The following is a 14,410-nucleotide window of genomic DNA, read 5'->3' as shown; positions in this document are numbered from 1 at the left end:
CCTGCGCATCGCGGTGTCTCTCCCGAGAAGTAGTGTGGGCTCCGGGAGGTTCACATGCAGGTATGGCCGGGGGCTCCGTATCCGCTGGGTGCCACATTCGATGGCAACGGCACCAACTTCGCACTGTTCAGTGAAGGGGCCGAGCGCGTCGAGCTCTGCCTGTTCGGCGACCGCGGCAAAGAGACCCGCGTCGAGCTCCGCGACGTCGATGCCTTCGTGTGGCACGCCTACCTCCCCACCATCCAGCCGGGTCAGCGCTACGGCTATCGCGTCTACGGGCCCGACGACCCCGCCAACGGCCTGCGGTTCAATCCTCGGAAGCTCCTCCTCGACCCCTACGCGAAGGCCGTCGAGGGGCAGATCGAGTGGGGGCAGCCCGTCTTCGGGTACACCTTCGGCGACCCCGATTCCCGCAACGACGAGGACTCCGCGGCCCACATGATGAAGGGCGTCGTCGTCAACCCGTACTTCGACTGGGCCGGCGATCGTCTCCCCAAGACGCCCTATGCGGAGAGCGTCATCTACGAGGCGCACGTGAAGGGCCTCACGCAGCGCCACCCCGACATTCCCGAGGAGATCCGCGGCACCTACAGCGCGATCGCCCACCCCGTGATCATCGAGCACCTGAAGAAGATCGGCGTCACGGCGATCGAGCTCATGCCGGTGCACCAGTTCGTCAACGACTCGACGCTCCAGGAGAAGGGGCTGTCCAACTACTGGGGCTACAACACGATCGCGTTCTTCGCTCCGCAGAACACCTACTCGGCCATGGGTCAGCGCGGTCAACAGGTGCAGGAGTTCAAGGGCATGGTCCGCGCGCTCCACGCCGCGGGCATCGAGGTCATCCTCGACGTGGTCTACAACCACACCGCCGAGGGCAACCACCTGGGGCCCACGCTGTCGATGAAGGGCATCGACAACCTCGCCTACTACCGGCTCGAATCCGACGACAAGCGGTACTACACCGACTACACCGGCACCGGGAACAGCCTGAACGTCGGGAACCCGCACACCCTGCAGCTGATCATGGACTCGTTGCGCTACTGGGTCCTGGAGATGCACGTCGACGGGTTCCGCTTCGACCTGGCGGCCACCCTCGCGCGGGAGTTCTACGAGGTCGACCGCCTCGCCGCCTTCTTCGAGCTCGTCCAGCAGGATCCGGTGGTCTCGCAGGTCAAGCTCATCGCCGAGCCGTGGGACATCGGGCCGGGCGGCTATCAGGTGGGCAACTTCCCGCCGCAGTGGACCGAGTGGAACGGCAAGTACCGCGACACGGTGCGCGACTTCTGGCGCGGGGAGCCCTCGACGCTCGGCGAATTCGCCTCGCGCCTCACGGGATCGGCCGACCTCTACGAGCACTCCGGCCGTCGCCCCGTGGCCTCGATCAACTTCGTGACCGCGCATGACGGCTTCACGCTCCGCGACCTCGTCTCGTACAACGAGAAGCACAACGATGCGAACGGTGAAGACGGCAACGACGGAGAGTCGCACAATAGGTCGTACAACCACGGGGTGGAAGGACCGACCGACGACCCCGAGATCCTCACGGTCCGGGCGCGGCAGCAACGGAACTTCCTGGCGACGCTCCTGCTCAGCCAGGGCGTGCCCATGATCGCCCACGGCGACGAGCTGGGCCGCACGCAGGGCGGCAACAACAACGGCTACGCCCAGGACAACGAAGTGACCTGGGTCGACTGGGGATCGGTCGACCAGCCGCTCGTCGAGTTCACCTCAGCCGTCACGCGGCTGCGACGCGAGCACCCGACCTTCCGGCGCAGCCGATTCTTCAACGGCCGCCCGGTCAAACGCGAAGAGGGATCTCCGATTCCCGACATCGCCTGGATCCGCCCCGACGGCACCGAGATGCAGCCCGAGGACTGGGACTCGGGGTTCGGGCGCGCGATCGGCGTCTTCCTCAACGGCGACGGCATCCGCGAGCGCGATCGCCGCGGGCAGGAGATCCACGACCGACACTTCTTCCTCCTGTTCAATGCGGGCGACGAGGGAGTGGACTTCACGATCCCGCGCGTGGAGGCGAGCCCGCAGTGGGACGTCGTCATCGACACATCGGGCGAGCGCGCCGATTCGCCGCCCCTCAACGCGGGAGACGTCATCGCCCTGCCGGCCCGTTCGCTCTTCGTGCTCTGCGATCACGAGACGGTCGAGCCGGAGGTCGACCACTCCGTCGCCGCATCGCTCGCCGCCCGCACCGCCCCGATCGACACGATCCCCGGTCCGGCGCCCCAGGCCGAGCTCTCTCACTGAGACCAAGAGTGCCCATGACCGACCGAGCGGCTTCCGCGGCGACGACGAGCACCGTTGCGGCCGCGCGCACGCCGCGGTCGACGTATCGGCTGCAGATCACCGGGTCGTTCGACCTCGACGAGGCCACCCGGCTCGTGCCGTACCTGGCGCGCCTGGGCGTGGACACCGTCTACCTGTCGCCGATCCTGCAGGCCTCGCGCGGCTCGGAGCACGGCTACGACGTCGTCGACCCGACGCGTGTCGACGACGCCCGCGGCGGCCCGGAGGCACTGGCTCGTCTGGCGGTGGCGGCGCACGAAGCGGGGCTGGGCGTGCTCGTCGACATCGTCCCGAACCACCAGGGCGTCGGCGACCCGATGCAGAACCCGTGGTGGGCGGCGGTGCTGCGTGAAGGGCGGACGTCGCCTCACGCGTCGGCGTTCGACATCGACTGGGAGGTGGGCGACGGCCGCGTCTGGCTGCCCGTCCTCGGCAGCGCGGTCGACGATGTGGTGGCCCGCGGCGAACTCCGCGTCTCCCCCGAGGGGGTCGGGGAGGAAGCGCCCTTCGGTCACGCCCGGTACTTCGATCTCGTCCTTCCGCTGGCCGCGGGCACGGCCCCCGCCGCACCGACGAGCGACCCCGACACGGTGCTCCGCGTGCTCGACCAGCAGCACTGGCGGCTCGCGTCGTGGCGAGACGAGGCCGCCGTCCTGAACTACCGGCGGTTCTTCACGATCACCTCCCTCGCGGGGGTCCGCGTGGAGGATGCGGACGTCTTCGCCGCGAGCCATGCCGAGGTGCTGCGCTGGTTCCGGGAGGGGCTCGTCGACGGGCTCCGCATCGATCACCCCGACGGGCTCGCCGACCCCGGACGCTACCTCGACGACCTCGCCGCCGCGGTGTCGGCCGCCACCGGCGCCGCGCCGTTCGTCGCCGTGGAGAAGATCCTGGAGTACGGCGAGACGCTGCCCTCGTGGTGGGCCACCGACGGCACCACCGGCTACGACGCGATGGCGGAGATCGATCGGGTACTCATCGACGCCGGCGGCGAGGCGGGATTGACCGCCCTCGACGACCGGCTGCGCGCGGCGACGGGCCTCCCGCCCGCATCGCCCTGGCCGGAGATGATCGCCGAGACCAAGCGTGTCGTCGCGGAGACGTCGCAAGCGGCCGAGGTGGCGCGGCTCGTGCGGTGCGCGCCGACGCGGCTGCGCGATGCCGTCAGCGACGAGGAACTGCGGTCCGGGCTCGTCGCGCTGCTGGCTGCCTTCCCGGTGTACCGGTCGTACCTTCCCGCGGGCGGCGAGCACGTGCGTCACGCCGCCGACGAGGCGGTCTCGCGTCATCCGGAGCACGCTGCGGCGATCGCGGCGATCGCGGCAGCGCTCCTCGACCCGGGCCTGGAGTTCTCGCGACGATTCATGCAGACGACGGGGCCGGTCATGGCCAAGGGCGTGGAGGACGCGGCGTTCTACCGGTATACGCGGCTGGGCACGCTGACCGAGGTGGGAGGCGACCCCTCGCAGTTCGCACTCGGTGTGGACGAGTTCCACGACGCCGCGCAGCGTCGCCAGTCGGCGTGGCCGACCGCGATGACGGCCCTGACGACGCACGACACCAAGCGCAGCGAAGACGTTCGCGCCCGGCTCTCGGTGCTGGCGGAGATCCCCGAGCGATGGTCGGATGTTCTCGGCCGGCTGCGGGAGATCGCCTCGACGGGCCACGGTCCGTTCGACAACCTCGTCTGGCAGGCGATCGTGGGAGCCTGGCCGGCGTCGGAGGAACGGCTCCGGGCCTACGCGGTGAAGGCCGCGCGCGAGTCGGCCGAGCGCACGTCATGGGCCGACCCGGACGACGCGTTCGAGGCGCGGATCGACGCCCTCGTCGCCGCCGCACACGGGCAGGCGGCCCCCGTGGTCGACGAGGTCGTCGCCGCGATCCAGGCGGCAGGCCGATCGAACGCGCTCGCCGCCAAGCTCCTGCAACTGGCGGGGCCGGGCGTGCCCGACGTCTACCAGGGCACGGAACTGTGGGACCTCTCGCTCGTCGACCCCGACAACCGTCGCCCCGTCGACTATGCGGTGCGTGCCGGGGTGCTCGACGACCTCGATCGGGGAGAGCTCCCCCCGATCGACGACTCGGGCGCGGCGAAAGCACTCGTGGTCTCTCGCGCGCTGCGCCTGCGGCGCGACCGGGCCGACCTCTTCCACCGGTACGCCCCGCTTCCCGCGGTCGGCGCCGCGGCGTCCCACGTGATCGCGTTCGACCGCGGTGGCGCGATCGCCGCGGTGACCCGTCTGCCGATGGGCCTGACGGCGCGGGGCGGGTGGGGCGACACGGTCGTGATGCTGCCGAGCGGGCGGTGGACCGATGCGCTCACCGGTGCGGAGCACGACGGCGGAGCGGTACCGGCGGGCGAGCTGTTCGCGCGGTACCCGGTGACCCTCCTGACGCGCGAATGATGCCGGATCGGCCCGCGCCGCGGGCCGTTTCTGACGCTGTGTGACGCCTCCCCCCGCCGATATGTGACGCCGTCCTACGTCACATGACGTTCCGGGACGCTCCGTGACGTCCGCGGTGGTGGGCGCGGCGCGAGCCGTGATGGGCTGTGGATCGCCTCACCGCACACCCTCCCTTCTCACCCGTCCTCCCGGCCCGCCTTCGCGGGTCTCGGGAGCAGCCAGGAGACGCCATGTCCCGAATCACCCGAGTGGTCCTCACCGTCGCCGCGACCGCGGCCGTCGCCGCCCTCATCGCCGGATGCGCCTCGGGCGCCCCGGAGGCCTCGCCTTCGGGAGCCGCGGGAGAGCCGCAGACCGGCGGCACCCTCACCTACCTCGAGCCGCAGGCCTGGTCGACGCTGTACCCGCCGTCGGCCGGCTTTTACCCCAACGGCGGCATCGTCAACAACATCACCGACCGGCTGCTGTACCAGAACCCCGAGACCCTCGAGCTGGAGCCGTGGATCGCCACCGCGTACGAGGTGAACGACGACGCGACCGAGTACACCTTCACGATCCGCGACGACGTCACCTACTCCGACGGCTCTCCGCTCACGCCGGAGAACGTCGTGAAGAACATCGACCTCTACGGCAAGGGCGACACCGATCGCGCGCTCCCGGTGTCGGAGGCGATCAACAACTACGACCACGGCGAGGTCACCGGCGACGACACCGTGGTGTTCCACTTCACCGCGCCCTCGCCCGGCTTCGCACAAGCCGTCTCGACGATCAACTCGGGCCTCCTCTCCGATGCCACGCTCGACCGCACGAGCGAGCAGTTCGGCCCCGGCAACGCCGACGAGATCATCGGCAGCGGGCCCTTCGTCGTCGCCTCCGAGGAGATCGGCACCTCCACCGGGCTCACCGCCCGGAAGGAATACGACTGGGCTCCGCCTTCGCTCGAGCACCAGGGGGCGGCGTACCTCGCCGGCATCGACTACGTCGTCGCGGCGGAGGACAGCGTCCGGGTCGGCACCGTCGTGTCGGGCCAGGCGGACATCGCGCGCTCGATCGAAGCCCCCGACGAGGCACAGTTCGCCGCGAACGGCCTCTCCCTGCACGCCGCCGCGACCAACGGGGTGAACAACGGATTGAGCTTCCGGTTCCGCGAGCCGCGCCTGTCCGACGTCCGGGTGCGCCAAGCCCTCATCGCCGGGATCGATCGGAAGCAGATCGTCGAGACGCTGTTCACCGACAACTATCCGCTGGCCACCGGTGCCCTCGCCCAGACTGCGCTCGGCTACCTCGACACATCGGAGTACTACGCCTACGACCCCGACAAGGCGGCGCGCCTGCTCGACGAAGCGGGCTGGACGGTGGGCGCCGACGGCGTGCGGGTGAAGGACGGCGAGAAGCTCACGCTCGCCTTCAACGAAGCCCTTCCCCAGCCCCGCTCGAAGGAGGTCGTGACCCTCATCCAGGAGCAGCTGGCAAAGCTCGGCATCACCGTGACGCTCTTCCCCGGTGACCAGGCGGCGCAGACGGCCGCCTCGCTCGACCAGAGCACGATCCAGGTGTACCACTCGATGGTCGGACGCGCGGACTTCGACGTCCTCAAGTCGCAGTACTTCTCCAAGAACCGCAACACGCTGCTGAACCTCGACCCCGAGGACGGCACGGTCGGCGACGAGGAGCTGGACGCGCTGCTGAGCGACATCGCGTCGGAGCCCACGACGCCGGAGCGGCAGGCGGCTTCGGAGGCAGCGCAGAAGCACCTGGCCGAGAACGCCTACATCCTCCCGATCTTCGAGGAGCCGCAGGTGTTCGGTCTCACGGCGAAGGTGCACGGGTTCGCCACGGAATCGGTGGGACGCCCCTCGTTCTACTCGACCTGGCTCTCCGACTGACGTCCGTCCGCTCGAGGTCCCTGTCCCGCCCGTCCGCCCTCCTGGAGGCACCATGTCGTACGTGCTGCGCCGACTCGGTCAGGCCGTGCTCGTGCTCGCCCTCGCCTACACGGCTGCCTACCTCCTGCTGGCGGCCCTCCCGGGCGACGCGGTCCTCGCGCGATACGCCAGTCCGGAACTGGGGCTCACGCCCGACCAGATCCAGGAGATCCGTGAGCGGCTCGGCGCGGACCAGCCCCTGCTCCTCCAGTACCTCACGTCGGCCGCGGCGTTCCTGCGCGGCGACTTCGGCTACTCGGTGGCCACCGGAGCCTCCGTGTCGGACCTCCTGGGCGCGGCTCTCCCGGCGACACTGGTGCTGGCGGTGACGGGGCTGACGGTCGCCGTGGTGCTGGCCGTCACGGTGGCCTTCACCGCCACATACGGGAGGGGGAGGTGGCTGCGCCGACTCTTCCGGGGGGTGCCGCCGGTGCTCGTCTCGCTCCCGGTGTTCTGGATCGGGATCGTCCTCATCCAGGTGTTCTCCTTCCAGCTGGGACTCGTGCCGGTGATCGGCGCCGACCCCGTGCAGGCGCTCATCCTGCCCGTCGTCACGCTGTCGGTGCCGATCGCCGCTCCGCTCGCGCAGGTCCTGATCCGCAGCATCGACGAGGTTCGGGCCCTGCCCTTCGTGACGGTGGTGCGGGCGCGGGGCGCGAGCACGTCGTGGCTCCTCTGGCGGAACGTCGCGCGCAACGCGCTCCTTCCGACCCTGACGATGGCGGGCCTCCTGTTCGGCGAGCTCGTCGGCGGAGCGGTGGTCACCGAGACGGTCTTCGGCCGGGCCGGCATCGGCCAGTTGACCGCGCAGGCCGTCGCCAACCGCGACACCCCCGTGCTCTTGGCCGTCGTCGTCATCTCCACCGTCGCCTTCGTCGCGATCAACCTGGTGGTCGACCTCCTCTATCCGGTGCTCGATGCCCGCCTCCGGCGTGCGCGGTCCCGCGCGCTCCGTGCCGCCGATGCGACCGGCACGGTGGCCGAGGTCGCCCCGACACCGTCCGCCTCCGTCGAGGGAGCACGCCGATGACCGCCGCATCCTCCCTGACCTCCCCGCCTCGCACGCCCGGTGGTCCGGCGCGCCGCGGCGTTCTCGCTCCGCGGGTGGGCATCGTCGTGCCGATCATCGTGCTCGTCGTCGCGATCCTCTGGGCGATCGCGCCCGGCCTCTTCACGGGCCAGAACCCGACGGCCACCGTGGCGCCCGCGCTCCAGGCGCCGAGCCTCGAGCACTGGTTCGGCACCGACGCCACCGGCCGCGACGTCTTCGCCCGTGTCGTCCACGGCGCGTCGGCCTCGATCGTCGGCGCCTTCGTCGCCGTGCTGGTGGGTCTCGTCGTCGGAACCGCGGCGGGGATCACCGCCGGTGCCGTGGGGGGAGTCGTCGACGAGATCCTCATGCGCGCCGTCGACGTGCTGCTCGCGATCCCCGCGCTCCTACTGTCCCTGAGCGTCGTCATCCTCCTCGGCTTCGGCACCACGAGCGCGGCGGTCGCCGTCGGCGTCACCTCGATCGCCGTGTTCGCGCGTCTGGCGCGGTCGCGCGTGGTGAGCGTGCGGGTCAGCGAGTACGTCGAGGCGGCCTACGGGTCGGGCGGAACGTTCCTCGGCGTGCTGTGGCGTCACATCCTTCCCAACTCCCTCACGCCCGTCATCGCGCTCGCCGCGCTGCAGTTCGGCTCCGCGATCCTGCAGATCTCCACGCTCGGCTTCCTGGGGTACGGCGCGCCGCCCCCCACCCCGGAGTGGGGCCTCCTGATCGCCGAGGGCCGCAACTACGTGGCGACGGCGTGGTGGCTGACGGTGCTCCCCGGCCTCGTCGTGGTCGCCGTGGTCCTGGCGACCAATCGTCTCAGTCAAGCCATTCGGGGAGGGGAGGAGCAGTGAGCGGTCAGCCGTTGCTCAGCGTGTCAGACCTGGCGGTCCAGTACCGCACCCGTCACGGTCTCGTCGCCGCCGTCCGCGACGTCTCGCTGGAGGTGCAGGCGGGCGAGGTCACGGCCCTGGTCGGCGAGTCCGGTTCGGGAAAGTCGACCGTGGCGCAGTCGGTGATCGGCCTCCTCCCCGGCAACGGCCGGATCACCGGGGGGAGCATCCGGTTCGACGAGCGGCGCGAGGGCGCCACCGAGCTGGTCGGCCTCTCGGAGCGGAGGTGGCGGCGGCTGCGCGGGCGGTGCATCGCGCTCGTGCCGCAGGATCCCGGCAACTCCCTCAACCCCGTCCGCACGATCGGATGGAGCGTGGGCGAGGCGTTGCGCATCCACGGATGGCGCAGTGACGCCCGCATCCGTTCCCGCGTGCTCGAGCTGCTGGACCACGTCGGGATCGAGGATCCCGACACGCGGGCGCGCCAGTATCCGCACGAGCTGTCCGGTGGCATGCGCCAGCGCGTGCTCATCGCGGCGGCGATCGCCCTGGAGCCCGAGCTGATCGTCGCCGACGAGCCGACCAGCGCGCTCGACGTCACGGTCCAGAAGACGGTCCTCGACCTCCTGGACGACCTGCGGGCGGAGTCGGGCACCGGGATCCTCTTCATCACCCACGATCTCGCCGTCGCGGCCGACCGCTCCCACCAGATCGTGGTGATGCAGGGCGGGCGGGTGCAGGAGGCGGGCCCGTCTGCGGCGGTGCTGGCCGCCCCCGCCGCTGCGTACACCCGCACGCTCCTCGCCGACGCCCCTTCGCTGGCCCGCGTGGTCGACCGGCCGCGCAGGGAGGCCTCCTCCGCGGCGGGAGACGCGACGATGGGCACGCGGCCGCTGGTCGAGGTGTCGGGTCTCCGGCAGGAGTTCGGTCGGCCCGGCGGTGCGCCGCTCGTGGCCGTCGACGACGTCTCGTTCTCGGTGCCGCGCGGCACCACCCACGCCCTCGTGGGCGAATCGGGGTCGGGGAAGACGACCACCGGTCGTGCCATCGCCGGCTTCGCTCGCCCGACGGCCGGATCGATCCGCGTCGGAGAGGTCGAGGTGACCGCGCTGCGCTCGCGCCGCGAGTTCCACCGCACCACGCAGCTCGTCTATCAGAACCCGTACGCCTCGCTGGACCCGCGCCAGAGCGTGGGGCGGATCCTGGCCGAGCCCGTGCGCAACTTCGGCATCGGCACCCGGGCGGAGCTTCGCAACCGGGTGCTCCGCCATCTCGACCTCGTCGCCCTCGCGCCCGAGATCGCCGCGCGTCACCCGCACGAGCTGTCCGGTGGGCAGCGGCAGCGCGTCGCGATCGCGCGGGCCCTCATCGTCGATCCGGAGCTCGTCGTGCTCGACGAGGCCGTGTCGGCCCTCGACGTCACCGTGCAGGCGCAGATCCTCCGGCTGCTCGCACGCCTCCAGGACGAACTGGGACTGACGTACGTGTTCATCTCCCACGACCTCGCCGTCGTCCGGCAGATCGCCGACACGGTCTCGGTGATGCGGCGGGGGCGCCAGGTCGAGCACGGCGCCGTCGACGACGTCTTCGCCAGGCCGCAGCACGAGTACACGCGGCAGCTGCTCGCCGCGATCCCCGGGGCGGACGCGCGGCGCGCCGTCCCCGATCCCCAGAGAGAGGTCTCCGTATGACCGGCCCCCGTCTCGGCTTCTTCACGCGCTTGCTGGAAGAGGCCCCCGCCCGCGACCGCTACCGCTTCGCTCTGGAGCAGATCGCCCACGCGGAACGCGCGGGATTCGCCTCCGCGTGGGTCGCGCAGCATCACTTCGGGGAGGACGAAGGCGGGCTCCCCTCGCCGTTCGTGCTGCTGGCCGCCGCCGCCGAGCGGACGTCGCGGATCGCCCTGGCGACCGGAGTGGTGACCCTCCCCATCGACGACCCGGTGCGCGCGGCCGAGGACGCTGCCGTGCTCGACCAGCTCAGCGGCGGTCGGGTGCAGCTCGGTGTGGCCTCGGGGGGTACGCCGTCCTCGTTCGCGGCGTTCGGGCAGGACGCGTCGCGCCGCCGCGAGGTGTTCGCGGAGCACTTGGAGGTCTTCGTCGACGCGCTCGCAGGCCGCGGGGTGCGCGGCACCGCGTCGCAGATCTATCCCGCCGCGGGCGATCTCGTCGACCGGATCTGGCAGGCCACCTTCTCGGTCGACGGCGGACGCCGGGCGGGGGAGCGCGGCGACGGTCTCCTGCTCTCGCGGACGCAGCCTCGCGAGCCCGGCGCGCCCGACGCGCCGCTCCACGACCTCCAGCTCCCCGTCGTCGAGGCCTATCGCGCGGCGCTTCCCGAGGGAGCGCCGGTGCGCGTCCTGGCCTCGCGGACGGCGCTCGTCGTCGACCCCGAAGACCGCACCCGCGCCCTCGAACTCGCCGAGCCCGGGTTGCGCCGACTCGCGGAGACGATGTTCGGGATCGACACGACGGACGTCGGGATCGACGAGCTCGTGCGCGTGACCGACACCCACGTCGGCACGGTCGACGAGGTGGTCGCCTCCCTCGGCGCCGACCGGACGCTGGAGGCGGCCACCGACGTGTCCTTCCAGGTCCACTCGATCGCGGCGACGCACGAGCTCACCCTGCGCTCGCTCGAGCTCCTGGCCGACGAAGTGGCGCCGAGGCTCTCGTTCGCCACCGGAGCCGCCGCCGCTGACGACCTCCACCAGGCGCATCGCGCCCTCGCCACGACCTCGAGAGGACTCTCATGAGCCACCCCGACGCCGACGTCATCGACCTCCTTGCCGGGATCCGTCCCGGCGACCCGCTCGACACCGTGCGCTCCCGTCGCAGCCAGGCCCGCGAGAACGCGCAGCGCAGCTTCCAGGCCCTCCTCGAGCCCGAGCACCCCGGCGGGTTCCCACTGGCGGAGCGCTACGCGGTCGCCGCCTTCGTCGCCGGCCTGCACGGCTTCGACGCGGCCACCGACTTCTATCACGACCTCCTCGGCGACGAGGCCCCGCAGTGGCGAGAACCGATCGCCGCGGCGGCGAAGGACGGCGCCGCGCGAGGCCCGTACGGCGGCTATCGCGAGCCGGGGCTGCAGGCCGAGGGGCGCGACGGCCTCCGCTGGCAGCCGGGCGCGGCGGTGGCGGGGGCACTCGGCGGCCACCTCGCCGCGGCGCTGACCCATGCGCACCTCCTCGTCTTCCGGCCCCGTGAGGCCCGGCCGGGCGCCCTCCGGGCCCTCGTCGCGGCGGGGTGGTCGGCCGATGCGATCGTGACGCTCTCGCAGCTGGTCGCCTTCCTCTCCTTCCAGCTCCGGTTCGCCTGGGGTCTGCGCGTGCTCGCCGCGAACCCCGCCTCCCCGTCCGCCGCCTCCGCTGTCGAAGGAGCCCTCCGATGACCGACCTCGTCACTGACTACCCCGCCCTTGCCCGGCCCGACGCGTTCACGCAGCGCGGTCTCGGGTGGGTGCCGTGGCTGGCTCCGGTCGCCGAAGACGCCCTCAGCGACCTCCAGCGCGACGCGCTCATCGAGCCGGCGCGTGCGGGCATGCCGTACTTCCGTCTGCTCGCGCGCGACCCCGCCGCGCTGAAGGCCCGGACGCTCACCGACCTGGACATCTTCGCCAACACCTCCAGCGGGATCGGACGCGCCGAGCGGGAGCTCGCCGCCGCGGCCACCTCCCGCCGCAACGGCTGCGTCTTCTGCGCCTCCGTGCACGCCGCGGCCGCCACACGCGAGTCGGGCCGTGAGGACGACGTCCAGCGTCTCCTCGACGCGGGCACCGACACCGACCTCGGCGACGAGCGCTGGAACGCGATCGTCGCGGTCTCGGTCGCCCTCACCGACACTCCGCTGGGCCTCGGCCCCGACGACATCGCGCGCCTGCGGGCCGCCGATCTCGACGACGACGACATCGTCGACATCCTGGGCGCCGCCTCCTTCTTCCACTGGGCGAACCGGCTCATGCTCTCGCTCGGCGAACCCGAAGTCCCCACTCGTCAGCGAGGTGCCTCATGACCATCCCCACCCTCCTCGACCACGTCGTCATTGCCGGACCGCACCTGGCAGGCCTTGTCGACTGGTTCGCCGAGCGCACCGGCGTCGTCGCCGCCCCCGGAGGGGCGCACCCGACCGGCACGGCCAACGCGCTCGTGGCGCTCACCGTCGACGGCCGGCGCGGGCCGCAGTACATCGAGCTGATCGGGCCCGACCCGGCGCGAGACGGCGACGAGCTGCCGGAGACCTTCGGGATCGCCACCCTCACCGAACCGCGCGTGCAGGCCTACGCGGTCCATCCCGCCGACATCGAGGCGACCGTCGCGCACGCCCGCGCCCACGGCTACGACCCGGGCGAGGTGAGCGACCTCTCGCGGCGCACCCCCGACGGCACGCTCTTGGAGTGGCGCCTGACGCGCGGGGAGGGACGGCGGCTGGATGTCCCCTTCCTCATCGACTGGGGATCCACCCCGCAGCCGGGCCTCAGCGACATCCCGTCGATCGAGCTCGTCTCCTTCACCCGCCGGGAACCCGATCCGGAGCCGGTGCGCGAGATCCTCGCCGCTCTCGGGCTCGGAGACGGCGTCGCCGACGTGGAGCCCGCTGACGCGGCCGGGTTCCGGCTGGAGCTCCGGCGTGCCGACGGGCGGATCGTCGAGCTGTGAGCGAGACGCGCTCGCCGGTCACGGCCGCCGTCGACACGCTCCGTCCCGAGCTGTCGTCGCTGGTGAGGGCCCTGTACGAGAACCCCGAAGTCGGCTTCGAGGAACGGGCGTCCGCAGCGAGGATCGCGGAAACGCTCGCCGGTCACGGCTTCGAGGCCGAGACGGGCGCGTACGGACTGGAGACGGCGCTGCGCACGACGACGGGTGCCCCGGACGGCCCGCACTTCGCCGTGATCGCCGAGTATGACGCGCTGCCGGGCATCGGGCACGCGTGCGGGCACAACGCGATCGCGGCCATCGCCGTCGGAGCGTTCCTCGCCGCCGCCCCGCTCGTCGCCGCGGCAGGGGGTCGGCTGTCGCTCATCGGCACGCCCGCCGAGGAGAACGGCGGTGGCAAGGAGCTGATCATCCGGGCGGGAGGCTTCGACGACGTGGACGCCGCCGGAATGGTCCATCCCGGCAGCGGTTCGGGCACGACGTCGGTCCTCGGCCAGCGGACGACCGGGGTGCGCCGCATCGCCGTGACGTACCACGGACGCGCCAGTCACGCGGCAGGAGCGCCCTGGCTCGGGCGCAATGCGCTCGACGGCGCCGTGACGGCCTATCAGGGGGTGGCGCAGTTGCGCCAGCACATCCTCCCGACCGACCGCATCCACGGCATCATCACCGACGGCGGCGCCGCACCCAACATCGTGCCGGAACGTGCGTCGGCTCTGTTCTACGTGCGGTCTGCCGAGATCGACAGTCTGCGCGACCTCACCGACAGGGTCGTCGCGGTGCTCGAGGGCGCGGCGCTCGTCTCGGGCACCCGGGCGGAGATCCAGGTGGACCCGGTGCCGCCGTACCTGCCGCTGCAGACGAACGTTGCCCTCACCCGGCGCTGGGCCGCTGCCGTCGCCGGCCACGGCATCGCCGTCCCCGACCCGCCCGCCGCGGTTCCGCAGGGCGGCCCCTCCACCGACATGGGCAACGTCAGCCGCGTCGTGCCGTCGATCCATCCCTCGATCGGGCTCGGCGGACCCGACGATGTCTTCCCGCACCACGCGGACTTCGCGCACGTGACCGTCCAGCCCGCAGCGATCGAGGCGGTCGTGGCCGCGGCGGCCGCGCTGGCCCAGACCGCCGTCGACTTCGTGACCGACCCGGGCCTGCGCGCCGAGGTGGCTGCGGAGTTCGCCGCCGCGGGTGGCCGATATCGCTGGGAGGACTGACCCCGCAACCCCGTGCCCTCCGTTCGGGGCGCCGGGGCAGGATGG

At 71.8% G+C, this 14,410-nt stretch carries 11 protein-coding genes; all 11 read left to right on the top strand.

Going from position 1 to position 14,410, the window contains the following annotated elements; translation table 11 throughout:
- The first annotated feature begins 54 nt into the window (after positions 1–54).
- A complete protein-coding gene (glgX, locus tag AVP41_RS10815) occupies positions 55–2,265 on the top strand; it encodes a glycogen debranching protein GlgX (protein WP_067164220.1) in 2,211 nt (736 codons plus the stop codon).
- A 14-nt stretch (positions 2,266–2,279) separates the two neighbouring features.
- On the top strand, positions 2,280–4,709 hold the full coding sequence (treY, locus tag AVP41_RS10810; protein WP_067164218.1) for a malto-oligosyltrehalose synthase: 2,430 nt from the start codon (positions 2,280–2,282) through the stop codon (positions 4,707–4,709).
- A gap of 230 nt (positions 4,710–4,939) precedes the next feature.
- Positions 4,940–6,595 (top strand): TIGR04028 family ABC transporter substrate-binding protein, encoded by a 1,656-nt coding sequence (locus AVP41_RS10805; protein ID WP_067164216.1) that lies wholly within the window; start codon positions 4,940–4,942, stop codon positions 6,593–6,595.
- 52 nt (positions 6,596–6,647) lie between these two features.
- Complete coding sequence (locus tag AVP41_RS10800) at positions 6,648–7,664, top strand: ABC transporter permease (RefSeq protein ID WP_067164214.1); 1,017 nt, start codon at positions 6,648–6,650, stop codon at positions 7,662–7,664.
- Positions 7,661–8,521 (top strand): ABC transporter permease, encoded by an 861-nt coding sequence (locus tag AVP41_RS10795; protein WP_067164211.1) that lies wholly within the window; start codon positions 7,661–7,663, stop codon positions 8,519–8,521. The genes AVP41_RS10800 and AVP41_RS10795 overlap by 4 nt, the downstream gene beginning before the upstream one ends.
- Positions 8,518–10,191 (top strand): dipeptide ABC transporter ATP-binding protein, encoded by a 1,674-nt coding sequence (locus AVP41_RS10790; RefSeq protein WP_067164209.1) that lies wholly within the window; start codon positions 8,518–8,520, stop codon positions 10,189–10,191. Before AVP41_RS10795 ends, AVP41_RS10790 begins: the two co-directional genes overlap by 4 nt.
- On the top strand, positions 10,188–11,255 hold the full coding sequence (locus tag AVP41_RS10785; RefSeq protein WP_067164206.1) for a putative FMN-dependent luciferase-like monooxygenase: 1,068 nt from the start codon (positions 10,188–10,190) through the stop codon (positions 11,253–11,255). The genes AVP41_RS10790 and AVP41_RS10785 overlap by 4 nt, the downstream gene beginning before the upstream one ends.
- Positions 11,252–11,890, top strand: coding sequence for a CMD domain protein (locus AVP41_RS10780; protein WP_067164204.1), 639 nt, complete (start codon positions 11,252–11,254; stop codon positions 11,888–11,890). Before AVP41_RS10785 ends, AVP41_RS10780 begins: the two co-directional genes overlap by 4 nt.
- Positions 11,887–12,510: an alkylhydroperoxidase domain protein gene (locus AVP41_RS10775; protein WP_067164202.1), complete on the top strand. Its 624-nt coding sequence runs from the start codon at positions 11,887–11,889 to the stop codon at positions 12,508–12,510. Before AVP41_RS10780 ends, AVP41_RS10775 begins: the two co-directional genes overlap by 4 nt.
- Positions 12,507–13,154, top strand: coding sequence for a VOC family protein (locus AVP41_RS10770; protein ID WP_067164200.1), 648 nt, complete (start codon positions 12,507–12,509; stop codon positions 13,152–13,154). Before AVP41_RS10775 ends, AVP41_RS10770 begins: the two co-directional genes overlap by 4 nt.
- Entirely contained in the window at positions 13,151–14,365 is a 1,215-nt protein-coding gene (locus AVP41_RS10765) for an amidohydrolase (protein ID WP_067164197.1), read from the top strand. The genes AVP41_RS10770 and AVP41_RS10765 overlap by 4 nt, the downstream gene beginning before the upstream one ends.
- Positions 14,366–14,410: the final 45 nt, after the last annotated feature.

Origin of the sequence: Microbacterium sp. TNHR37B, from assembly GCF_001620065.1 — a bacterium.
GTDB lineage: Bacteria > Actinomycetota > Actinomycetes > Actinomycetales > Microbacteriaceae > Microbacterium.
This window is presented reverse-complemented; position numbering and strand designations above follow the sequence as displayed.